The sequence below is a fragment of the Bradyrhizobium sp. 14AA genome (assembly GCF_054185205.1).
Genome location: NZ_JAVAYM010000009.1, coordinates 147468 through 170849, shown reverse-complemented (window position 1 = coordinate 170849; position 23382 = coordinate 147468). Strand labels below are relative to the sequence as shown.

Here is a 23382-nt window from a genome sequence, read left to right as displayed (position 1 = left end):
AAGCCGGGTTACCGCGCTGTTAACAGGCTTAAGCAAGCGTTACCGGGAACTGCGCCGCCATCCTGTGCGTGCCGCATGGCCGGAACTTCAAATCGGCACCCCCAGCGCCTAAATTCGCACCATGGCTCACGATTCCACCGACAAGACGGACGAGGCCCACGCGCGCAAACCCGCGCGTGGCACCGCGCCGGACGCCCCACCCCAGGAAACGGCACCGCCGGACCTCGATCCCGCGACCGCCGGCGGCGAGGACGAGGACGATGCGCGGCTGCCGGATATCCTGGAAGAGAGCGGCGCGGTCGGCGAAGTACCGCTGGCGACCGGCCATGAGGCGATCGAGCGCGCGGTCCGGCTCGCCCCGACCTCGCCCGGCGTCTATCGCATGCTCAGTGCGAACGCCGACGTGCTCTATGTCGGCAAGGCAAAGAACGTCAAAAAGCGCCTCTCCAACTATGCGCGCCAGAGTGCGCCGCAGCCGGCGCGCATCCTGCGCATGATCGCCGCCACCGTTTCGGTGGAGATCGTCTCGACCACGACCGAGACCGAGGCGCTGCTGCTGGAAGCCAATCTCATCAAGCAGCTCCGGCCGCGCTTCAACGTGCAGCTTCGCGACGACAAGTCGTTTCCCTACATCCTGATCACCGGCGACCATTGGGCGCCGCAGATCCTGAAGCACCGCGGCGCGCAGAGCCGGCCCGGGCGCTATTTCGGCCCGTTCGCCTCGGCAGGAGCCGTCAACCGCACCATCACGGCCCTGCAGCGCGCGTTCCTGATCCGCTCCTGCACCGATTCCTTCTTCGAGAGTCGCACCAGGCCCTGCCTGCTCTACCAGATCCGCCGCTGCGCCGGTCCGTGCACCCGCGAGATCGACTTTCCCGGCTATACGACGCTGGTGCGTGAGGCCAGCGACTTCCTGTCCGGCAAGAGCCATGCCGTGAAGCAGGAACTCGCTGGCGAGATGGAGAAGGCGTCCGGCGAGCTCGAATTCGAACGCGCCGCGCTCTACCGCGACCGCCTCGCCGCGCTCTCGGCGATCCAGTCGCAGCAGGGCATCAATCCGCGCACCGTGGAAGAAGCCGACGTGTTCGCCATCCACCAGGAGGGCGGCTTCTCCTGCGTCGAGGTGTTCTTCTTCCGCACCGGGCAGAACTGGGGCAACCGCGCCTATTTCCCGCGCGCGGAGAAGAGCTTCACGCCGGAGGAAGTGCTGGGCTCCTTCCTCGCCCAGTTCTACGATGACAAGCCGCCGCCGAAGGTGATCCTGCTCTCGCACGAGATCGAGGAGAGCGAGCTGCTCGCCAACGCGCTGTCGATCAAGGCCGGCCACAAGATCGAGGTCACCGCGCCCAAGCGCGGCGAGAAGAAGGAGCTGGTCACCCACGCACTGACCAATGCGCGCGAGGCGCTCGGCCGAAAGCTTGCGGACACCGCCACGCAAAGCCGACTGCTCGACGCCATGGCCACGACACTGAGCCTGCCCCATTCGCCCAAGCGCATCGAGGTCTACGACAACAGCCACATCCAGGGCACCAATGCGGTCGGCGCCATGATCGTCGCCGGGCCCGACGGCTTCGTGAAGAACCAGTACCGCAAGTTCAACATCAAGTCGGAAGGGATCACGCCGGGCGACGACTTCGCCATGATGCGCGAGGTGCTCGAGCGCCGCTTCAAGCGCCTGATCAACCCGCCCGAGGAGGGCGCGGCCAAAGCGAAGGATGACGACTTCCCGCAATGGCCCGACCTCGTGATCATCGACGGCGGCCGCGGCCAGCTCAACGCCGTCCGCGAGATCTTCGCAAATCTCGGTCTGACCCAGGTGTCGCTGATGTCGGTCGCCAAGGGGCCGGACCGGGATGCCGGCCGCGAAACCCTGTTCATGCCGGAGCGCGAGGCGATCAAGCTGGAGCCGCGCGATCCCGTGCTCTATTTCATCCAGCGCCTGCGCGACGAGGCCCACCGCTTCGTCATCGGTTCGCACCGCAAGCTGCGCAAGAAAGACATCCGCGAGGCCGGCCTGCAGGAGATTCCGGGCATCGGCCCGTCACGCAAACGTGCCTTGCTGCACCATTTCGGAACCCTGAAGGAGATCGAACGGGCCTCGATCGCCGATCTCGGCAAGGTTCCGGGGGTGAGCGCCGAAAGCGCCCGCCGGATTTTCGAGTATTTCCATCCCCAGCCGGGGTGAACTAAAGGGGGACCGCGGTCATAAGGGCGTCGCATCCCGCATCCCATTTGTGAGCGGGACGGTTGACCTTCAGCCTTGAGCGGTATTGGTAGGACGAATGAACATCGCCACGACACGAGGGACCACCAGCCGCGCGATGTCCCTCCCCAACATCCTGACCTATGGCCGGATCGCCGCGATCCCAGTCGTGGTCGGATGCATCTATGCGCAGTCGATTCTGGATCAGCCGCTCTGGCTGCGCTGGCTCGCGGTGGCCATCTTCATCGCGGCTGCGGTCACCGACTACCTCGACGGCTATTACGCGCGGATCTGGAATCAGCAATCGGCGTTCGGCCGGATGCTCGATCCGATCGCCGACAAGCTGCTGGTCGCCTCCTGCCTGCTGATGCTGGCCGCCGACGGCATCATCCACGGCTGGTCGCTGTGGGCCGCCATCGTGATCCTGTGCCGCGAGATCCTGGTCTCGGGTCTGCGCGAATACCTCGCTGCGCTTCGCGTCAGCGTGCCCGTGACCAAGCTTGCGAAGTGGAAGACCACGGTCCAGCTCGTCGCGATCGGCTTCCTGCTCGCTGGCCCGGCCGGCGACGAGGTGGTGCCCGTCGTCTCGATGATCGGACTGGCGCTGCTGTGGGCCTCGGCAATCCTGACCATGTACACCGGCTACGACTATTTCCGTGCCGGCATCCATCACCTCATCAAGGAGGATGAGGGATGAAGGTGAAGTATTTCGCCTGGGTGCGCGAACGCGTCGGCAAGGCCGAAGAGACCATCGAGCCGCCTTCGACCGTACGCACCGTGGAGGAGCTGATCGCATGGCTGTCCGGCCAGAGCGAAGCCTATGCCTATGCCTTCGAGAAGCCGAAGGTGATCCGTACCGCGATCGACCATAACCACGTCAAGCCGGACACCGCCATCGCGGGCGCCCGCGAGATCGCGTTCTTCCCGCCGATGACCGGCGGCTAGGCCATGACCTCCTCTGTCACCAGCTGCCCCGTCACCATCCGCATCCAGGAAGACGATTTCGACATCGCGCGCGAGATCGCGGTCCTGACCAGAAGCCGCACCGATATCGGCGCGGTCGTGAGCTTCTCCGGCATCTGCCGCGCGGACGACGACAGTGCCAAGGTCGCCGCGCTCACGCTTGAACATTACCCCGGCATGGCCGAGGAAGAGATCAGGCGCCATGCCGACGAGGCCATTTCGCGCTGGCCGCTGAACGGCGTTACGGTGATCCACCGCGTCGGCCGCTTCATGCCGGGCCAGAACATCGTGCTGGTGCTTACCGCCTCGCAGCATCGCCAGGCCGCATTCCAGGCGGCCGAGTTCCTGATGGATTACCTCAAGACCAGCGCCCCGTTCTGGAAGAAGGAAGAGAGCGCCACCGGCGCCGGCTGGGTCGAGGCCCATGCCCGCGACGACGAGGCCGCCGCACGCTGGACGAAATCCTGATGGCAAGAGTTGCGAAAAAGACCGCGCGCGGCCGCGCCGCGCCGAAGCTTGCGAAGGTGGGGCCCGGCGAGCTTCTCACGCTGCTCGATTTCGTTCGCTATGCGGTGAGCCGCTTCGTTGAAGCAAAACTCGCCTTTGCCCATGGCACGACCGATCCGGTCGCGGAAGCGGCCTTCCTGGTCTGCGAGGCCCTGCACCTCAATCCCGATCAGTTCGAAGGCTTTGCCCACGCTCGCGTCACGATTGCGGAAGGCAAGACCATCCTCGATCTCATCCATCAGCGCGTCACGACCCGCAAACCGGCCGCCTATCTCGTCAACAAGGTCTATATGCGCGGCCTGCCCTTCTACGTCGACGAGCGCGTCATCGTCCCGCGCTCCTTCATCGGCGAACTGCTGGATTCGCATTTCGGCGGGGAAGAAGGCGCCGGCGCGCTGATCGACGATCCCACGGCCGTCGAACGTGTGCTCGATCTCTGCACGGGATCGGGATGCCTTGCGATCCTCGCGGCGCATCATTTCCCGTATGCGGCGGTCGATGCCGTCGACATCTCCAAGGGCGCGATCGAGGTTGCCACGCGCAATGTCGGCGAATACGGCCTCGAGGAGCGGATCACGCTCCATCGCGGCGACCTGTTCGCTCCGCTCGGCGACAACAGATACGATTTGATCATCACCAACCCGCCTTACGTCGATGCCGACGGCATGGCCGCGCTGCCGCCGGAGTGCCGAGCCGAGCCGAAGCTTGCCTTCGACGGCGGCGCCGACGGCCTCGACGTGGTCCGTCGCATCCTGCGCGATGCGCCGGATCACCTGACGCCGGACGGCGGACTGATCTGCGAGATCGGCCGCGGCCGCGAACTGGTCGACGAGGCGTTTCCGGAACTGCCGCTGCTCTGGCTCGACACCGAGGACTCCGAGGGCGAGGTGTTCTGGATCGCGGCTGCCGATCTCGGCTGATCCATCACGACACGTCCGCTCCGGCGGAACAAGTCAAATTCCGCCACGTTCATCCCCCGACGAATTGTCTCGCTCTCGGAGGATGTCCGCATGCTCGCGCCATCGGGCGAATTGCTGCGCGCCGGCGTCGCGCTGAAACTCAACCACCTCAAGCGCGCCGCGCAGTCCTACTTGCGTGACCGCACCAGCCAGGCCACCGGACGCGCAACCTCTTATGCGGTGGCGGCGGGACTGTTCGCGGCGGCCGGGCTGTTTCTGATCGCCACCTTCTTCGTCGGCCTGATCGCCCTGTACCGCTGGGTTGCCATCACCTACGGACAATTCTGGGGCTTTGGCGCCGTCGCAGCCGTGCTGCTGGTGCTGACCGCGATCTGCGCCGGCGTGGCCATGGCGATGATGAAGCGGCCGACCAAGGCGATCGTGCCGCTTGCCAGCCGGATGCGCGTTGCCATCGCCACGCCGCGGATCCCGCGCGGAACGGTCAAGCAAGCCGTGAAAGAGGTCGCGACGACGATCCCCCTGGCCCCACTCGCGCCAGGTGAGCGCGGCCACAACGGCAGCAAGGATTGGCCGGCGCGCGCCAACCGCCCCGTGCAGCTTGGCCTGATGCTCGCCGCAATCGGCCTGCTCGGAGTCACGGCGGCGCGCCGGAGACGCCACAGTCATCGATTGGATGCTTGAATGCTGGCCCGGCGCTCCGAGCAGATCGACTCCTGGCTGCTGGTCGCCGCCACGGCCGTCTTCGTGCTGACTGCAGAACGCTACTTCCAGGCCCCCGGCCTGGTCCGGTCGGGTCCACCGCAAGACCGTCGCAACGACGAGGCGAATTCACCGGAAACGAACCCGGCGCGCGCAGCCGTGCAACCCGGCCATGGCCGCCGTGCGAAGGGCCCGTTCACGATCCCCTGGGCCGGCTGGAAGGACATCTTCTGGCGCACCTATCAGCGCATTGACGAGGATCGCCTGCTCGCGACCGCCGGGGGCGTCGTGTTCTTCGGGCTGCTCGCGATCTTCCCCGCCGTCACCGCGCTGGTCTCGTCCTACGGCCTGTTCGCCGATCCCGCCACGATCAGCGCCAATCTGCAGACGCTTGCGACCATGCTGCCCGAGGGCTCGTTCCAGATCGTCGAGGACCAGGTCGCGCGCGTGGTGTCGCATGGCAATACGACGCTCGGTGCGACCTTCCTGCTCGGCCTTGTGCTTGCGATCTGGAGCGCCAATGCCGGCGTCAAGGCCATCTTCGACGCGCTCAACTTCGCCTATGAGGAGCGCGAGAAACGCGGCTTCATCCGCCTGAACTCGGTGTCGCTGGCCTTTACGGTCGGCGGCATCGTGGCCTTGCTGCTGATGGTCGGGGCCGTCGTCGCCTTCCCGCTTGCGCTCAATCATCTCGGTATGGCGCCCGAAAGCAAGCTCATCGTGGCGCTGGCACGATGGCCGCTCCTGTTCCTGATCCTGCTCGTGGCACTCGCCATCCTCTACCGCTTCGCCCCCAGCCGCGACGCGCCGCGCTGGCAATGGCTGAGCCTCGGCGCGGTCACGGCGGCGGTCCTCTGGATCGCCGGCTCGGCACTGCTGTCCTGGTATCTCTCGGAATTCGCCAATTACAACGCCACCTACGGCTCGCTCGGCGCGGCGATCGGCCTGATGACGTGGATGTGGTTGTCGGCGATCGTCGTCATGTTCGGAGCCGAGCTGAACTCGGAGATCGAGCGGCAGACCCTGCGCGACACGACCACCGGACGCCCGAAGCCGCTCGGCAACCGCGAGGCCGTCTCAGCCGACACGGTCGGCGCCTCCGCGCCATCCTGACCCGGCTGCGAACGGGCCGCTATCCCCTCGAATCAACAATGATGTTAAGCTGATGCGGCTTGGGGGAGCATGAGGCGTGACGGGTTCGCACAGTGACCCGTGTTTTCCCGGGTGAGGCAGTCAGCTCTTGAGGCGTAACGCGCGGCATGATTCGCATTTCGACGATCTTCATCGCCATCTGCATGGTTCTGGTCGCGGCCTCGCTCGGGCTCGTCCTCTACGCCGTCGCCGGCATCAGCGGAACCGAATCCGCGATCGTGGCGCTGACCGCCCTGACCTTCCTGATCCTCTACAATGCGGTGTCGATGCGGCTGCGCGACCGCAGCGACGTCGGCGGCCAGATCGCTGATCTGTCGCGCGGCACCGCCGACCTCGCGCGCCAGGTGGCCGAGTTCGGCCGCCGGCTTGCTGCGATCGAGGGACGCATCGCCTCGTCCAATTCGACTAATTCCGACCGCATCCAGTCGGTGGTCGGCGAGATCAACGAGCTCGGCGGATTGGTCAGGCAACTCGCCACCACCGTGTCGGCTCACGAAGACCTCTTGGCCGGCGCTGCGCCGGCAGCCAATCCCGCGCCGGTCGCGGCGCTGGAGCCGGAGGCGCCGATCGACCTGATAGCGCCGTTCGAGGAGCCTCCGGCGGCCCCTCCTCCGCTTCCCGCAGCACCTCGGCCTCCCGCAGCGGCGCCGCGGCCGGCACCGGCGGTCCAGACCCAGACCGCCAATCCGGTTCAGGCCGCCAACGGGCGCAACCAGACCCAGCTGCTCGCGACGTTGCGCACCGCGATCGACGAGAACCGTATCGACATCTTCCTCCAGCCGATGGTGACGCTGCCGCAGCGCAAGGTCCGCTTCTACGAAGCCGTGACGCGGGTGCGCGACGAGCGCGACCAGCTGATCGCCGCCGAGGAGTTCATCAGCCTTGCGGAGGCGTCGGGGCTGATCGGGCGCATCGACAACATGGTGATGCTGCGCTGCGTCCAGGTGCTGCGGCGCCTGATGGTGCGCAACAAGGATGTCGGGGTGTTCTGCAACGTCGCGGCCTCCACGCTCGGCAATTCCACCACCTTCGCGCAATGCCTCGACTTCCTCGAAGCCAACCGGGCGCTGGCGCCGTCGCTGGTGCTGGAGTTCAAGCAGTCGACCTTCCGCAATCTCGGGCCGGCCGAGACCGAGAACCTCGCCGCCCTCGCCCAGCGCGGCTTCCGTTTCTCGATCGACCACGTCACGGATCTCAGGATCGAGCCACGCGAGCTCGCCGACCGCGGCGTGCGTTTCATCAAGGTGCCGGCCACGCTGCTGCTCGACCCCAGGCAGGCGTCGACCTCGGACATCCATCCCTCCGACCTCTCCGACCTGCTCGGCCGCTTCGGCATCGACCTGATCGCCGAGCGGATCGAGGGCGAGCGCGCCGTCGTCGACCTGCTCGACTATGACGTGCGGTTCGGCCAGGGGTTCCTGTTCGCGCCGCCGCGGCCATTGCGGCCGGAGGGGGCATCTGCTACCGGCGGGGCCTTGCCGAACCAGGCGCAGGACATTCAGGGATCCAATGGCTCCGCTCCACCCAGCCCAGGCGCGACGTCTGCCACGACTCCGGCACAACGCATCACCGGCAACGCGGCGCTCGCGCGCCGCATCTGATCGGCCGCGCGCATCATGACCACGCTGCATTTCGCCGAAAGCCTGCGCGAGCTCGTGGGCGGCGTGGACGTCGTACTCAGCGATATCTGGGGCGTGGTCCACAATGGCCTGGAATCCTTCCCCGAGGCTTGCGAGGCGTTGCACACCTATCGCAGCCGAGGCGGTACGGTGATCCTGATCACCAACGCGCCGCGCCCCGCCGACTCCGTGCAGCGGCAATTGCGCAAGCTCGGCGTCGCGGACGAGACCTATGACGCGATCGTCTCATCGGGCGATTTGACGCGGCTCTATGTCGCCGAGCATCCCGGCCGCAAGATGTTCTGGCTCGGCCCCGAGCGCGACAATTCGATCTATCGCGGCCTCGATGCGGTGACCGCGCCGCTGGAGGAGGCCGATTACATCGTCTGCACCGGCCTCTATGACGACGAGACCGAGACGGCGGAAGACTACCGCGGCATGATGCTGAAGGCGCGCGAGCGCAAGCTGACGCTGGTCTGCGCCAACCCCGATATCGTGGTGGAACGCGGCGACCGGCTGATCTATTGCGCCGGCGCGATCGCGGAGCTCTATCGCGAGCTCGGCGGCGAGGTGATCTTCTACGGCAAGCCGCATCGTCCGATCTACGAGCGCGCGATGCGGCTGGCCGGCGAACGCCAGGGCCACCAGATCGACCGGAAAAAGGTGCTGGCGATCGGCGATTCCGTGCGCACCGATCTCACCGGCGCGCGCGAGTTCGGGATCGACTGCCTGTTCGTCACCCGCGGCATCCATTCCGAGGAGTTCGAGGGTCTCGACCAGCTCGACCCGGCCTCGGTGATGGAATTGTTCGGCCACCCGCCGAAGGCGCTGATGCGCGAATTGAAGTGGTGATGGCATAGCCGTCATCCCGGGATGGTCCGAAGGACCGGACCTCAGATGCGCAATTGCGCATCGGGGGATCTCGAGATTCTCAGGTGCGCAATTGCGCACCATAGTTCGGTGCTAGCGCACCGCCCCGGAATGACGAACCCAACGGAGAAAGCCCGGGACAGAGCCCGGGCCTTCCGAATTCAACCGATGGCTTCGATCGCGCTTACGCGCTTGCCATGTCCGGGAAGACCGCCTCGATCTTGGTCTTCAGCGTCGCCGCGTTGAACGGCTTGACGATGTAATTGTTCACGCCGGCCTTCTTGGCCGCGATCACGTTCTCGGTCTTGGATTCCGCCGTGATCATGATGAAGGGCGTGGTGGCGAGGTTCGGATCCGCGCGCACCTCGCGCAGCAGGTCGTAACCCGTCATCGGCTCCATGTTCCAGTCGGAGATCACGAGCCCGTACTTCTTGCCGCGCATCTTGTTCAGCGCTGCCGAACCGTCGCTGGCATCATCGATATTCTCGAAGCCAAGCTGCTTCAGCAGATTCCTGATGATACGGATCATGGTGCTGTAGTCATCAACCACCAGAACCGACATCGACAAATCAACCGCCATCTCGACTCCCCCAACGCAAACCCAGGAACATTACGATCGGACCTGCCAGGCCGGAGCCCGGCGGTTCCACAATTCAAGGACTAGCACCAAGGCGTTAAACAGCGCGTTAACTGGGGACGCCCCCCGAGGACTGAAATCGCATTCCGGGGCCGGCCCCCTCCCGCTTGACTTCATCCGGCCGGTCGCGCCACGGTCCCGGCCGGTCCTGCCGCTTCGAGAATTCCCCTGATGGCCCCGCAATTTACCGTTATCCGCGACTCCACGCCGGATTCTGCGATTTTGAGGGGCGCCGTGGTCGCCATGGGCAATTTCGACGGCGTTCATCTTGGCCACAGGGCCGTGATCGCCGCGGCCCTGGAAATGGGCCGGACGCATGGCCGCCCTGCGCTGGCATTGACCTTCGAGCCGCATCCGCGGCGGTTTTTCAGCCCCAATACCCCGCAATTCCGCCTGACGGACGAGCCGGCCAAGCTGCGGCTTCTGGCCGGCACCGGGCTCGCCGGCGCCGTGGTCATGACTTTCGACAAGGCCCGGGCCGGAACCAGCGCGCAAGACTTCATTCACCATGAGCTGATCGGGCGTCTCGGCGTCAGCGGGATCGCGGTGGGTTACGATTTCCATTTCGGCAAGGGCCGGGTCGGCTCCCCGAGCCTGCTGGTCAACGAGGCACCCCGGCTCGGCATCGAGGTGGACGTGCAGCCCCATGTCGACATCGACGAGCGGCCGGTCTCCTCCAGCGCCATCCGGATCGCACTCGCCGAGGGCCTCCTCGAGGACGCCAGCACCATGCTGGGCGCCCCCTGGTTCATTACCGGCGAGGTCATCCACGGCGAGAAGCGCGGCCGCGACCTCGGTTACCCCACCGCCAATATCCGCCTCGACGCCAATTGCGGTCTGAAGCACGGCATCTACGCCGTGCGGGTCGGCCGCGGTGCCGAGCGCCTCGACGGCGTGGCCAGCTTCGGCCGCCGCCCGACTTTTGATAATGGCGCGCCGCTGCTCGAAATCTTCCTGTTCGACTTCAAGGGCGACCTTTACGGGCAGCTCCTCGACTGCGCCTTCATCGGCTTCATCCGCGAGGAGCTGAAATTCGAGGGCATCGAGGCCCTGATCCGGCAGATGGACGACGATTCCGCCCGCGCCCGCGCCATGCTGGCCGCGGCCCCGGATGCGTTTCCACAGCTTGGGACGATCGACTGAGGGCCCTGGACCGGTCCGTCGGGCCTTTGCGCTTCCCTTTTGCGCTTCTCTTGGCCCCCTGCTATGGAGAGCCCATGTTTGCGCGGCGCATCATAGGGATTAGCAGCCCGGCTTCCGCCTGAGCCTCCGGCTCGGCGCAAGACCGGGATTTTGTCGTTTCACCCCGCGATTCCGCATCGCCATCCGTTCCCGCGCCCTTCCGAGCCAGTCAGCCTCATGTCCGAAAAGCCGCAGAAGTCCCAGAATTCTGAAGTCAAAGACTATTCGAAAACCCTGTTCCTGCCGCAGACCGAATTCCCGATGCGCGCCGGCCTGCCGCAGCGCGAGCCGGAGATCCTGAAATACTGGAGCGACATCGGCCTCTACGACAAGCTGCGCAAGGAAGCCGAGGGCCGCGCCAAATTCGTGCTGCATGACGGCCCGCCCTACGCCAACGGCAACATCCATATCGGGCACGCGCTGAACAAGATCCTCAAGGACGTCGTCACCAAGAGCCAGCAGATGCTCGGCTTCGACTCCAATTACGTGCCCGGCTGGGACTGCCACGGCCTGCCGATCGAATGGAAGATCGAGGAGGAGAACTACCGCAAGAAGGGCAAGCAGAAGCCCGATTTCCGCGACTCCGCTGCGATGGTGGCGTTCCGGAAAGAATGCCGCGCCTATGCGACGAACTGGATCAACGTGCAGCGCGAGGAATTCAAGCGGCTCGGCATCATCGGCGACTGGGATCATCCCTATCAGACGATGAGCTATCCCGCCGAAGCACAGATCGCGCGCGAGCTGATGAAATTCGCCGCCAACGGCACGCTCTATCGCGGCTCCAAGCCGGTGATGTGGAGCGTGGTCGAGAAAACCGCACTCGCGGAAGCCGAGGTCGAGTACGAGGACTACACCTCCGACATGGTCTGGGTGAAATTCCCGGTCACCTCGCCCGCGCATGGCGTGCTCGCCTCCGCCAGCGTGGTGATCTGGACCACCACACCCTGGACGCTGCCGGGCAACCGCGCCATCTCGTTCTCGCCGAAGATCGCCTATGGCCTCTACAAGGTGACGGACGCGCCGGCGGACAATTGGGCAAGGAACGGCGATCTGCTGATCCTGGCCGATGCGCTGGCCGCGGAAGTGTTCAAGCAGGCGCGCGTCACATCTTACGAGAAGGTGCGCGACATTCCCGGCGACACGCTGGACGCCGTCGAATGCGCCCATCCCTTGCGCGGGTTCGGCGGCGGTTACGAGTTCACCGTGCCGCTGCTCGCCGGCGAGCATGTCACCGACGATACCGGTACCGGCTTCGTGCACACCGCGCCGAGCCACGGCCGCGAGGACTTCGACGTCTGGATGGCCAATACCCGCGAGCTCGATGCGCGCGGCATTCCGAGCGCGATCCCCTACACCGTCGACGAGAACGGCGCCTACACCGCACAGGCCCCCGGCTTCACCGGCAAGCGCGTGCTCAATGACAAGGGCGAGAAGGGCGACGCCAACGAGGCCGTGATCAAGGCGCTGATCGATGCCGGCAAGCTGCTGGCGCGCGGCCGCCTCAAGCACCAATATCCGCATTCCTGGCGCTCGAAGAAGCCGGTGATCTTCCGCAACACGCCGCAATGGTTCATCGCGATGGACAAGGACATCAGCGAGGACGGCCATGCGAAGAAGGGCGACACGCTGCGCGCCCGCGCGCTGCGCGCGATCTCGGTGACGCAATGGGTGCCGCCCTCGGGCGAGAACCGCATCAACGGCATGATCGCCAACCGCCCGGACTGGGTGATCTCGCGCCAGCGCGCCTGGGGCGTGCCGATCGCCGTGTTCGTGCGCGAGAAGGCAGACGGCTCGGCCGAGATCCTGCAGGACGAGATCGTCAACCAGCGCATCACCGAAGCCTTCATGGAGGAAGGCGCCGATGCCTGGTACATGGACGGTGCCCGCGAGCGCTTCCTCAGGGAACGCGCGAGCGAAGACTGGAAGAAGGTCGACGACATCTGCGACGTCTGGTTCGATTCCGGCTCCACGCACGCCTTCGTGCTCGAGGATCGCCAGAACTTCCCGCAGCTCGGCAACATCGTCCGCAAGGTCGACGGCGGCAACGACACCGTGATGTATCTCGAAGGCAGCGACCAGCATCGCGGCTGGTTTCACTCCTCGCTGCTGGAAAGCGCGGGCACGCGCGGCCGCGCGCCCTACGACATCGTGCTGACCCACGGCTTCACGCTCGACGAGAACGGTCGCAAGATGTCGAAGTCGCTCGGCAACACCGTGGAGCCGCAGAAGGTGATCAAGGATTCGGGCGCGGACATCCTGCGCCTGTGGGTCTGCGCCACCGACTATGCCGACGACCAGCGCATCGGCCCCGAGATCCTGAAGAACACCATCGAGACCTATCGCAAGCTGCGCAACTCGATCCGCTGGATGCTCGGAACGCTGCATCACTTCAAGGCGAGCGAGAAGGTCGCCTATGCCGAAATGCCCGAGCTCGAGCGGCTGATGCTGCACGAACTGGCCGGCCATGCCGAAACCGTTCGCAACGCCTATGCCGCGTTCGACTACAAGACCGTGGTCGCAAGCCTTGCGGCCTTCATGAACTCCGAGCTGTCGGCGTTCTATTTCGACATCCGCAAGGACACGCTGTATTGCGATCCGCCGTCCTCGGTGGCGCGTAAGGCGGCGCTCACCGCGATCGAGCTGCTGTGCGATGCCCTGCTGAAGTGGCTCGCGCCGATCCTGAGCTTCACGACCGACGAAGCGTGGCGGATGTTCCGGCCGAACGCCGAGCCGTCGGTCCATCTGACCCTGTTCCCCACGGATATCGAAAGCTTGCGCGACGACGCGCTCGCCGCGAAGTGGGAAGTGATCCGCAATGTCCGCCGCGTCGTCACCGGCGCGCTGGAGCTCGAGCGCGCCGCCAAGAACATCGGCTCCTCGCTGGAGGCCTCGCCGGTGATCTATGTCGCCGACCGGGACACGCTGATGACGCTGTTCGACACAGACCTCGCCGAGATCTGCATCACCTCGAACTACGAGGTGCGCGAGGGCGAGGCGCCGGCTTCCGCGTTCCGTCTCGATGCCGTGCCCGGTGTCGCGGTGGTGGTGGAGAAGGCGGTCGGCACGAAGTGCGCCCGATCCTGGAAGATTTCGCCGACGGTCGGCGAGGATTCCGAATACCCCGACGTCACCCCGCGCGACGCCAAGGCGCTGCGCGAATGGAAGGCGCTGGGGGTGGGCGTTTAACAAGCCGTCGTCCTGGCGAAAGCCAGGACCCATTACCACCGCAGCCGGTTGCAGCGAAGGCAGATGACCACGAGTCTCTCAAACAATTGCCGCCTGGGGTTATGGGTCCTGGCCTTCGCCAGGACGACGGCGGAGCGTATGGCGGCCGTGTGCCCATGACCCCGCTCCGCGCCGGCATCCTCGCAGCCGTGGTCACGCTGCTGGCCGACCAGGCCTCAAAGCTCTGGCTGCTGAACGTGCTCGACCTCGCCCATCGCGGCGCGCTGCGGGTGACGCCGTTCTTCGACCTGGTGCTGGCCTGGAACATCGGCATCAGCTTCGGCTGGCTCCAGAACGACGGTCAGGCGGCGCAGCTCGCCCTGATGGCGGTCAAGGTCATCGCGGTGGTCGCGCTGGCGATCTGGATGGCGCGCTCCCACACCTGGCTTGCGACCGTCGCGCTGGGCCTGATCATCGGCGGCGCCATCGGCAATGGCATCGATCGCCTGGCCTATGGCGCGGTGGTCGATTTCGCCCTGTTTCACATCGAGATCGGTGGAAATACCTATAATTGGTACGTGTTTAACCTCGCGGACGTGGCCATCGTTGCTGGCGTGGCGGCGCTATTGTATGATTCCTTCCTAGGGGTACCCGCCGCAAAAGCGCCCTGATCCCGGCCGATACGGACCGGCAAGTGGAACCTTGCTTTTGCGAGGGTTTAAGCCGCGTACGAGCGGCAAACTGCCACAATATGGAACAGGTACAGCGATGCGCAGCTCGAAGACCAGCGGTTCGATGGTTCGAGACCCCCAGTCGGGGTTCTGGCGGGCGTTGAGATTGTCCGCTGTCGCGCTCGGCGTCGGTCTCGTCATGTCGGCAGGCCCGGTGCGCGCCGGTGACGGCGACGACGGCGATGATGACGACATGACCTTCGAAGAGAAGCTGATCGACAATCTGATGTCCGGCATCGGTGCCAAGAGCATGGAAAAGCCCGGCATCGAATACCGCGAGCGCTCACCGCTGGTGGTGCCGCCCAAGCTCGACCTGCCGCCTCCCGCGACCCAGGCCAAGAACGCACCGAACTGGCCCAAGGACCCCGAGGAGAAGCGCCGCAAGGAAGCCATTGCCGCGCGCAAGAAGGCGACCAAGGAAACCGAGAACTGGCAGGCCGCCCGGCCGCTGACGCCCGCCGAGATGAAGGTCGGCCAGGTCGCCGCAGCCCCCCGCAGCAGCAATGATCCCATCCAGCCGGGCACCAACGGCAATCCCTCGCTCAGCCCCGCAGAACTCGGTTACTCCGGTGGTCTGTGGAATATGATGAAGGGTGGTAACAGCTCCGAAGAGAAGAAATTCACGACCGAGCCGCCGCGCCAGTCGCTGGTCGAGCCGCCGCCGGGCTACCAGACGCCGTCGCCGAACTACGCCTATGGCGCCGGGCCGGACAAGTCGCGGCGGACCTATTTCGACATCATGTCGGGCAAGGACAAGGAACAATAGCGTTCCTCGCCCGCCGCGACATCCCGACAGAAGCCAACCTGGCGCTGGCGGCCGTGCCCGCCGGAGGCAGTCTGTAAATTGCTTATCAGTAACTTGCCTAAGCGTTGAGTTCTCTGCTTCGTGACGCGAAGCCTCAGCCGCACGGTGTAGCATGCCGTGCCTTCCGAGCCGGACATCCGGACTCGCCCTTTCATAAGGATCATGATGTCCTCTTACCGATCGGCTGCCAGCCTCCTTGCCGTGCTGCTTTCGACGAGCATCCTCTCGGCCGGCGCGGCCCTTGCCCAGACCACGGTAACATCGGCCCCGCCCGCCAGCTTCACGCTCAGCAACGGCATGCAGGTCGTGGTGATCCCGGATCACCGCACGCCCGTGGTCACCGAGATGATCTGGTACAAGGTCGGCTCGGCCGATGAGACGCCGGGCAAGTCCGGGCTCGCGCACTTCCTCGAGCACCTGATGTTCAAGGGCACCTCGAAGCATCCGGTCGGCGAATTCTCCCAGACCGTGCTCCGCGTCGGCGGCAACGAGAACGCCTCGACCTCGGTCGACTACACCAACTACTACCAGCGCGTGCCGAAAGAGCAGCTGCCGACCATGATGGAGTTCGAGGCCGATCGCATGACCGGCCTCATCCTCAAGGACGAGAACGTGCTGCCCGAGCGCGACGTCGTGCTCGAAGAGTACAACATGCGCGTCGCCAACAATCCGGACGCGCGGCTGAACGAGCAGATCATGGCCGCGCTCTATCTCAACCATCCCTACGGCCGGCCCGTGATCGGCTGGCACCAGGAGATCGAGAAGCTCGATCGCGAGGATGCGCTCGCCTTCTACCGCCGCTTCTACGCGCCGAACAACGCGATCCTGGTGATCGCCGGCGACGTCGAAGCCGCCGATGTCCGTCCGCTGGTCGAGCGCAATTTCGGCTCGATCCCGGCACAGCCCGCGATCCCGGCCCGGCGCGTCCGTCCGCAGGAGCCGGAGCCCGCCGCTCCGCGCACCGTCACGCTGGCCGATCCACGCGTCGAGCAGCCCGGCTTGCGGCGCTATTATCTGGCGCCCTCGGCGACCACGGCCGCGGCCGGCGAGAGCGCAGCCCTCGACGTGCTGGCACAGTTGATGGGCAGCGGCAGCAATTCCTATCTCTACCGCGCGCTCGTCGTCGACAAGCCGCTCGCGGTCTCCGCCAGCGCCAGCTATTCGAGCATCTCGCTCGACCCGACCCAGTTCGCGATCTCGGCCTCGCCGAAACCCGGCGTCAGCTTCGCAGAGGTCGAGCAGGCGGTTGACGGCGTCATCGCCGACGTCGCGCAGAACCCGATCCGCGCCGAGGATCTGGAGCGGGTCAAGACCCAGCTCATTGCGGAGGCGATCTACGCCCAGGACAACCAGGCGGTGCTGGCGCGCTGGTATGGCGGCGCGCTGACCACGGGCCTGTCGATCGAGGACATCAGGAGCTGGCCCGACCGCATTCGCGCGGTCACCGCCGAGCAGGTTCGCACTGTCGCGCAGAAATGGCTCGAGAAGAAGCGCTCGGTGACGGGCTATCTGATCAAGGACACTGCGACCACCAAGCGCGAGGAGAAGCGTTCGTGACCTATCCCTTCCTTCGACGCGTTGCATTCTCCCTCGCCACCGGCGCCGCACTTGCGCTGACTGCGATCTCGCCGTCGCAGGCGGCTGCGAAGATCCAGCACCTGACCTCGCCGGGCGGCATCGAAGCCTGGTTCGTGCAGGACGCGACCGTGCCGCTGATCGCCATGGAATATTCCTTTGCCGGCGGCTCGGCACAGGATCCCAAGGACAAGCCGGGTGTCGCCAACCTGGTCGGCGATCTCCTCGACGAAGGCTCCGGCGATCTCGACTCCAAGACGTTCCACGAACGGCTCGACCGCCGGGCCATCGAGCTCTCCTTCAGCGCCACCCGCGACACTTTCCGCGGCAGCCTGCGCATGTTGCGCGACAACAAGGACGAGGCCTTCGACCTGTTGCGGATGGCTCTGACCTCGCCGCATTTCGAAGCCGCCGATGTCGAACGCATCCGCTCGCAGGTCATCTCCGGCCTGCGCCGCGAGACCACCAATCCGTCGTCGCTGGCGAGCCGCAAATTCCTCGAGGTCGCCTTCGGCGATCATCCCTATGGCCGGCAGGCCAACGGCACGCTCGATAGCGTGCCGACCGTCACCGTCGCCGACATGAAGGATTATGTCGGCCGCGTGCTCGCCAAGGACACGCTGAAGATCGCGGTGGTCGGCGACGTCGATCCGGCGACCCTCGGCAAGCTGCTCGACCACACGTTCGGCAGCCTGCCCGCCAAGGCCAATCTCGTGCCGGTTCCCGACGTCGAGGCCGCCAAGCCGCCGCAGCGCGCCTTCGTGACGCTCGACGTGCCGCAGACCGTGATCACCTTCGGCGGCCCCGGGGTGAAGCGCAGCGACCCGAACTTCATGGCGGCCTATGTCGTCAACCACATCCTGGGCGGCGGCGGATTGTCCTCGCGTCTCTATCGCGAGGTTCGCGAGAAGCGCGGGCTCGCCTATTCGGTGTTCGAATCGCTGCTCTGGATGGAGCATTCGGCGGTCTTCATCGGCAACACCGGCACACGCGCCGACCGCGCCGGCGACACCATCGACGCCATCGAGAAGGAGGTGCGCCGCATCGCCGAGGAAGGCCCGACGCAGAAGGAGCTCGACGAGGCCAAGTCCTACCTCAAGGGCTCGCAGATGCTGGCGCTCGACACCTCCTCCAAGCTCGCGCAGGCGCTGCTGCAGTACCAGCAGGACAAGCTGCCGATCGACTATATCGAGAAGCGCAACGCCATCGTCGATGCCGTGACGCTGGACGACGCCAAGGCGGCCGCCAGGCGCCTCTGGGGCCAGGGCCTCCTGACCGTCGTCGTCGGCCGCGCTCCGCAGGCCGCCGCGCAGCCGGCCGCGGCCCCGGCGACGAAGTCGAACTGATCGTTCGTAGTAACGTCGGCCGTTCCCTCACGACGCACTGCGTTCTCTCCCCCCTTGTGGGGGAGAGCTAGAGAGGGGGGTAGCCACGAACTCCAGCGCTTGTGGCTACCCCCCTCCCTGCCCCTCCCCCACAAGGGGGGAGGGAACGGATAGAGCGCGGCAAATTTCCGTCAAAGCAGCTATGGTGCGCGCGAATCTTTTTTCTGGTGCCATCATGCTGCGGATATCCCGCGATCTCGTCATCGACGAGGACGACATCGAGATCGGCTTTGTCCGCGCCTCCGGCCCGGGCGGACAGAACGTCAACAAGGTCTCGACCTCGGCCCAATTGCGCTTCGACACGCGCAAGCTGACCCTGCCGGAGGATGCGGCGATCCGGCTCGCCCGCATCGCCGGTCAGCGCATGACCAAGGACGGCGTCATCGTGATCCACGCGCAGCGCTTCCGCACCCAGGAGCGCAATCGCCAGGACGCCATCGACCGGCTCGTCGAGATTCTGAGCGAGGCGATGATACGGCCGACGCCGCGGCGCGCGACGCGGCCGACCTTCGCCTCCAAGCAGCGCCGGCTCGACGGCAAGAAGCGCCGCGGCGACGTCAAGGCCGGACGCGGCGGGCGCTTCGACGATTGATCGGGCAGAGACCTCCAGTCGCAGAGCGACCGGAGGTTTGCCGGTTCGCGACCTGGCGTCAGTAACGCTTGCCGGTGGCCGGGCTGCCCGAGGCGGAATCGTCGACCGTCCCTTTGTGCGCTGCGCTGCCCGTGGTGCCGACCGTACCCTTCGTCCCCTTGGTCGACTTCATGCCCGTCTTCTCGCCGGCAGCCCCCTGCTGCGCGCCGAGATCGTCATCCTCGCTGCCTGAGGCGCCGCCCTGCATGGGTTTGCTTTGCACGGTGCCGCCGGGCTTGACGCCGGATGACGTACCTTGCGCGAGCACCGGCGTCGCAATGAGGGCCGTGAGAGCGCATGCGATTGCAGAGGTCTTCACCAACTTCATCCATTTCTCCTGGACTTTTTCGCGATGAACGGTACGGCTGCCTTCTGCGCCGTTCGTCTGCACCGGACCGGTTCATCGCGTAGAGAGTTCGAACGGCGCAGTCGCGATGCAACCTGCGTCGTGTGGTCATCGTTTAGGGATTTCTGGGCGGTTTCGCGGAATTGTGCTCCTCATATGCGGCGGCGCGGAACATGCGCTCCCCCACAAGCACCTCCGCTCGCGGCAAAACAGCCCGCTACTACCACCGCTGATTTGACGCCGCCTAGAGTTTGCGCACGCCGACATTGGTGTGGATGAGTGGGGCTCTTGGCGATGCGCGCAGTCGTGCTGGGATTGTGCACCGCAGTGATACTGGTGGTGCGGGTTGCCGACGCGCAAATGCCCCTGCCCGCCGCAAAGCCGCCCGATGGCACGACGCTGTTCAAGCAGCAATGCGCGGTCTGCCACACCACAAGCCTATCGGAGCCGGTGCGACAGGGTCCGCCGCTGGTCAAGATTGTCGGCCGGCCTGCCGGCAAGGTCGAAGGCTTTCGCTATTCAGAGAGCCTCGCAAAAGCTGACTTCGTCTGGGACGAGACCAGGCTCGATGCCTGGCTGACCAATCCGCAAGCTGTCGTTCCCGGCGTAGTCATGGCCTATCGGCAAGCCAAGCCGGAGACGCGGGCCGCCATCATCGCCTACCTGAGGGAGCAGAACTGAATGGCAAAGCCGGTCCATTCCATGATCCGCGTGCACGACGAGGCGCGATCGCTCGACTTCTACAAGCGCGCCTTCGGCCTGGAGGTCGTCGACCATCTGAAATTTGCGGACTTCGCCCTGATCTATCTGCGTCACCCCTCCTCACCTTTCGAGGTGGAGCTGACGGTGAATTTCGATCGCAAGGAGCCGTATGCGCTCGGCGACGGCTACGGACATCTCGCCGTGGTGGTCGAGGATCTCGATGCCGAACACACCCGCTTCGAGCGCGAGAAGCTCGCGCCCGGACCCTTACGCGATTTCAAGCACGACGGCAGGACGCTGGCGCGCTTCTTCTTCGTCAGCGATCCCGATGGCTACAAGATCGAGGTGATCCAGCGGGGCGGACGTTTCAACTGATCAAAATCACAAAATCAAAATTGACGGAGGAAATGCCATGAGAGAAGTCGATCGTCGAAGCAAGCACAGCCGCCGCGTCTTTCTCAAGGGCGCGGCAACCGCCGTTCCGGTCGTCGCTGTCGCGACCAGCGTCGCCGTCAGCATCGAGGACTCCTGGGCCGATGATGCGAGCGCGCTCTCGCCGGCGGCGATGAAGACGCTGCTGAAGGTCGCGCGCGACATCTATCCGCATGACGTCCTCGGCGACAGCTACTACATCACCGCGATCAAGCCATGGGACGGCAAGGCGGCGAAGGATCCCGCCGTCAAATCGCTGATCAGCGACGGCATCAACCGGCTCGATCAGAACGCGCGCGATCGCCACAAGGTGGCTTACGCCGAAGTGCCCTGGGAAGCCGACCGCGTGGTGCTCTTGAAGGAAATCGAGCAGAGCGACTTCTTCCAGAAGGTCCGCGGCGACCTCATCGTCTCCCTCTACAACCAAAAAGAGGTCTGGCCACGGTTCGGCTACGAGGGCTCCTCCGCCGAGCACGGCGGCTACATCAACCGCGGCTTCGCCGACATCGACTGGCTGCCGAAGGCTTAAGCCACACAACGGTTCAGGAGAACGCATATGGCAAAATTCGATCTGAACGATTCCAGCGTTGTGGTGATCGTCGGCTCCGGTGCCGGCGGCGGCACGCTGGGCAACGAGCTCGCGCAGAAGGGCGTCAAGGTAGTCATCCTCGAAGCAGGTCCCCGCATCGAGAACCAGGACTTCGTCAACGACGAGTGGGAGAGTTTTTCCCAGCTCGCCTGGACCGACGCCCGCACCACGTCGGGGACGTGGCGCGTCGCCAAGGATTTTTCGGGCCTTCCGGCCTGGATCGTCAAGGCGGTCGGCGGCTCCACGACACATTGGGCTGGCGCCTCGCTGCGCTTCGACGAGCACGAGTTCAGGGTGAAGAGCACCTACGGCGGTTTGCCCGGCGCCAACCTTCTGGACTGGCCGGTGACGCTCGCCGAGATGGAGCCGTGGTACGCCAAGGCCGAGAACAAGATGGGCGTGACCCGCACCAACGGCATTCCCGGACTTCCCGGCAACAATAATTTCAAGGTGCTCGAAGCCGGCGCGAAGAAGCTCGGCTACAAGACCGTGCACACCGGCAACATGGCGATCAACAGCCAGCCGCGCGACGGACGCGGCGCCTGCCAGCAGATCGGCTTCTGCTTCCAGGGCTGCAAATCCGGCGCGAAATGGTCGACGCTCTACACCGAGATTCCCAAGGGCGAGGCGACCGGCAATCTGGAGGTCCGGCCCAGCAGCATGGCGGTCAAGGTCGAGCACGATGCCAGCGGCAAGGTCACCGGCGTCGTCTACGCCGACGCAACAGGCGCGATGCAGCGGCAGAAGGCACGCATCGTCGCGGTCGCCGGCAACTCGATCGAGAGTCCGCGGCTGCTGCTCAACAGCGCCTCGACCATGTTCCCCGACGGCCTTGGCAATTCATCTGGCCAGGTCGGTCGCAATTACATGCGGCATATGACCGGCAGCGTCTACGCCGTGTTCGAGAAGTCAGTCCACATGTATCGCGGCACCACCATGGCCGGGATCATCCGCGACGAAGCGGCCAACAATCCGAAGCGCGGCTTCGTCGGCGGCTACGAGATGGAGACGCTGTCGATCGGCCTGCCGTTCATGGCCGCCTTCCTCAATCCCGGCGCCTGGGGGCGTTCGTTCACATCAGCGCTCGACGGCTATCCCAGGATGGCCGGCATGTGGCTGGTCGGCGAGGACATGCCGCAGGAGACCAACCGCATCACGCTCGATCCTGTCGTGAAGGACAAGTTCGGACAGGCGGTGGCGAGCGTGCATTTCGACGATCATCCCAACGACGTCGCCATGCGCGCACACGCCTACAAGCAGGGCGCCGCGGTCTATGACGCCGTCGGCGCCACCGTGACCTATCCGACCCCGCCCTATCCGAGCACGCACAATCTCGGCACCAACCGGATGAGCGAGAAGCCGCGCGACGGCGTGGTCAACAAGTTCGGCCAGAGCCACGACGTCAAGAACCTGTTCGTCTCCGACGGCAGCCAGTTCACCAGCGGCGCGGCCTGCAACCCGACGCTGACCATCGTCGCGCTGGCGATCCGCCAGGCCGATTACATTGCGGGCGCGATGCAGAAGAAGGAGATTTGATCGCACGTTGCCATCGCGATCTCCGGGACGGCATTGAGGAGGGATTGCGTATCCACCTCAGGGTGTCGTCCCGGCGAAAGCCGGGACTCATGACCACAGGGCCCAGTTTGGCGGAGATTGGTCGTTCGGTACTCCGACCTTCCGTGATGGATAGATCACGCGGTATGGGTCCCGGCTTTCGCCGGGACGACATCGAGGGTGGAGCAGCTATTCGGCCGCGTCGAGAATGGGCGCAACAGTAGCCTTGAACTCCTGCACCGACGCCGCGCTCCGCGAGCGATAGATCAGGCACGAGCAACGCAAGAGCGAGGCGAAATTGTTGACCTCGCCGTGATGGTCGAGGACCTCGTTGTAGAGCGTGGTCAGGAACTTGCCGACGCTCATATTCTCCTTGGCCGCGATCTCCTCCAGCGTGTCCCAGAATGCCATTTCCAGGCGGATCGAGGTGCAATGGCCGCCGATCCGCAATGAGCGGGTCTGGGATTCGTAGTCACGTTGGGGCTGATGCGCGAAGAGATGGCACATGGCGTCCTCCCGTCCTGTTGCCATTTTTTCACAATGCTACACCGCAGCCCGGCACCTCACAATCACGACCACGGCGGAAAGGCGATCCGTCGGCGCCGCCGGATTTTCTCGAACGGCCAATGTCTTCAATGTGATAGGAAGGCTTCTTCCCCAGGCCCTCACGCCGCTGTTGCCCAATACATGCTTTTGACGCAACACGGCCTAGAAT

Annotated in this window: 23 protein-coding genes; 20 read left to right on the top strand and 3 right to left on the bottom strand. The window is 65.2% G+C overall.

All coding sequences use genetic code 11. The annotated features are described in order from the left end of the window. Positions 1–121: 121 nt before the first annotated feature. The 9 genes from uvrC (at position 122) to RAD15_RS18440 (ending at position 8915) form a co-directional block, all read left to right on the top strand. Positions 122–2185 (top strand): excinuclease ABC subunit UvrC, encoded by a 2064-nt coding sequence (uvrC, locus tag RAD15_RS18480; protein WP_458179566.1) that lies wholly within the window; start codon positions 122–124, stop codon positions 2183–2185. Between the two features lie 97 nt (positions 2186–2282). After that, a complete protein-coding gene (pgsA, locus tag RAD15_RS18475; RefSeq protein ID WP_220014038.1) occupies positions 2283–2900 on the top strand; it encodes a CDP-diacylglycerol--glycerol-3-phosphate 3-phosphatidyltransferase in 618 nt (205 codons plus the stop codon). Continuing rightward, positions 2897–3148: a molybdopterin converting factor subunit 1 gene (moaD, locus tag RAD15_RS18470; RefSeq protein ID WP_458179565.1), complete on the top strand. Its 252-nt coding sequence runs from the start codon at positions 2897–2899 to the stop codon at positions 3146–3148. The genes pgsA and moaD overlap by 4 nt, the downstream gene beginning before the upstream one ends. A gap of 3 nt (positions 3149–3151) precedes the next feature. Then, positions 3152–3634 (top strand): molybdenum cofactor biosynthesis protein MoaE, encoded by a 483-nt coding sequence (locus RAD15_RS18465; protein ID WP_458179564.1) that lies wholly within the window; start codon positions 3152–3154, stop codon positions 3632–3634. Further along, entirely contained in the window at positions 3634–4593 is a 960-nt protein-coding gene (prmB, locus tag RAD15_RS18460) for a 50S ribosomal protein L3 N(5)-glutamine methyltransferase (protein ID WP_458179563.1), read from the top strand. The genes RAD15_RS18465 and prmB overlap by 1 nt, the downstream gene beginning before the upstream one ends. A gap of 90 nt (positions 4594–4683) precedes the next feature. Beyond that, positions 4684–5274, top strand: a complete 591-nt coding sequence (locus RAD15_RS18455; protein WP_458179562.1) for a phage holin family protein — start codon at positions 4684–4686, stop codon at positions 5272–5274. Then, positions 5275–6405 carry a YihY/virulence factor BrkB family protein gene (locus RAD15_RS18450; protein WP_458179561.1) on the top strand — a complete coding sequence of 377 codons (1131 nt, stop codon included), beginning with the start codon at positions 5275–5277 and terminating at the stop codon, positions 6403–6405. A 146-nt stretch (positions 6406–6551) separates the two neighbouring features. Continuing rightward, a complete protein-coding gene (locus RAD15_RS18445; protein WP_458179560.1) occupies positions 6552–8045 on the top strand; it encodes an EAL domain-containing protein in 1494 nt (497 codons plus the stop codon). Positions 8046–8060: 15 nt separating this feature from the next. Then, positions 8061–8915, top strand: a complete 855-nt coding sequence (locus RAD15_RS18440) for a TIGR01459 family HAD-type hydrolase (RefSeq protein ID WP_458179559.1) — start codon at positions 8061–8063, stop codon at positions 8913–8915. Positions 8916–9117: 202 nt separating this feature from the next. On the opposite strand, the gene RAD15_RS18435 is transcribed toward RAD15_RS18440, so the two are convergent. Then, complete coding sequence (locus RAD15_RS18435) at positions 9118–9513, bottom strand: response regulator (RefSeq protein ID WP_007596883.1); 396 nt, start codon at positions 9511–9513, stop codon at positions 9118–9120. Between the two features lie 228 nt (positions 9514–9741). Here RAD15_RS18435 and RAD15_RS18430 point away from each other — a divergent pair, with 228 nt between their 5' ends. The 7 genes from RAD15_RS18430 (at position 9742) to arfB (ending at position 19005) form a co-directional block, all read left to right on the top strand. After that, positions 9742–10713, top strand: a complete 972-nt coding sequence (locus RAD15_RS18430; protein ID WP_458179558.1) for a bifunctional riboflavin kinase/FAD synthetase — start codon at positions 9742–9744, stop codon at positions 10711–10713. A 216-nt stretch (positions 10714–10929) separates the two neighbouring features. Then, entirely contained in the window at positions 10930–13938 is a 3009-nt protein-coding gene (ileS, locus tag RAD15_RS18425) for an isoleucine--tRNA ligase (RefSeq protein WP_458179557.1), read from the top strand. Between the two features lie 155 nt (positions 13939–14093). Further along, on the top strand, positions 14094–14588 hold the full coding sequence (lspA, locus tag RAD15_RS18420) for a signal peptidase II (RefSeq protein WP_458179556.1): 495 nt from the start codon (positions 14094–14096) through the stop codon (positions 14586–14588). A 97-nt stretch (positions 14589–14685) separates the two neighbouring features. Next, positions 14686–15414, top strand: a complete 729-nt coding sequence (locus tag RAD15_RS18415; RefSeq protein WP_458179555.1) for a hypothetical protein — start codon at positions 14686–14688, stop codon at positions 15412–15414. 201 nt (positions 15415–15615) lie between these two features. Continuing rightward, entirely contained in the window at positions 15616–17010 is a 1395-nt protein-coding gene (locus RAD15_RS18410; RefSeq protein ID WP_458179554.1) for a M16 family metallopeptidase, read from the top strand. Next, positions 17007–18374: a M16 family metallopeptidase gene (locus RAD15_RS18405; RefSeq protein ID WP_458179553.1), complete on the top strand. Its 1368-nt coding sequence runs from the start codon at positions 17007–17009 to the stop codon at positions 18372–18374. The genes RAD15_RS18410 and RAD15_RS18405 overlap by 4 nt, the downstream gene beginning before the upstream one ends. 214 nt (positions 18375–18588) lie before the next feature. Beyond that, positions 18589–19005 carry an alternative ribosome rescue aminoacyl-tRNA hydrolase ArfB gene (gene arfB / locus RAD15_RS18400; RefSeq protein ID WP_458179552.1) on the top strand — a complete coding sequence of 139 codons (417 nt, stop codon included), beginning with the start codon at positions 18589–18591 and terminating at the stop codon, positions 19003–19005. 58 nt (positions 19006–19063) lie between these two features. Here the strand turns inward: arfB and RAD15_RS18395 are convergent, their stop codons facing one another. Beyond that, a complete protein-coding gene (locus RAD15_RS18395) occupies positions 19064–19372 on the bottom strand; it encodes a hypothetical protein (protein WP_458179551.1) in 309 nt (102 codons plus the stop codon). A gap of 312 nt (positions 19373–19684) precedes the next feature. On the opposite strand from RAD15_RS18395, the gene RAD15_RS18390 reads away from it, so the two are divergent. The 4 genes from RAD15_RS18390 to RAD15_RS18375 are packed head-to-tail and all read left to right on the top strand — an operon-like array spanning position 19685 to position 22649. Beyond that, positions 19685–20071 (top strand): c-type cytochrome, encoded by a 387-nt coding sequence (locus RAD15_RS18390; protein WP_458179670.1) that lies wholly within the window; start codon positions 19685–19687, stop codon positions 20069–20071. Next, the gene (locus tag RAD15_RS18385) at positions 20072–20467 is read left to right on the top strand and encodes a VOC family protein (protein WP_458179550.1); all 396 of its coding nucleotides are present in this window, start codon (positions 20072–20074) and stop codon (positions 20465–20467) included. A 37-nt stretch (positions 20468–20504) separates the two neighbouring features. Beyond that, positions 20505–21053 (top strand): gluconate 2-dehydrogenase subunit 3 family protein, encoded by a 549-nt coding sequence (locus RAD15_RS18380; protein ID WP_458179549.1) that lies wholly within the window; start codon positions 20505–20507, stop codon positions 21051–21053. A 27-nt stretch (positions 21054–21080) separates the two neighbouring features. Continuing rightward, positions 21081–22649, top strand: a complete 1569-nt coding sequence (locus RAD15_RS18375) for a GMC family oxidoreductase (protein ID WP_458179548.1) — start codon at positions 21081–21083, stop codon at positions 22647–22649. A 207-nt stretch (positions 22650–22856) separates the two neighbouring features. Here the strand turns inward: RAD15_RS18375 and RAD15_RS18370 are convergent, their stop codons facing one another. Continuing rightward, entirely contained in the window at positions 22857–23174 is a 318-nt protein-coding gene (locus tag RAD15_RS18370) for a ribbon-helix-helix domain-containing protein (RefSeq protein WP_458179547.1), read from the bottom strand. Positions 23175–23382 lie beyond the last annotated feature (208 nt).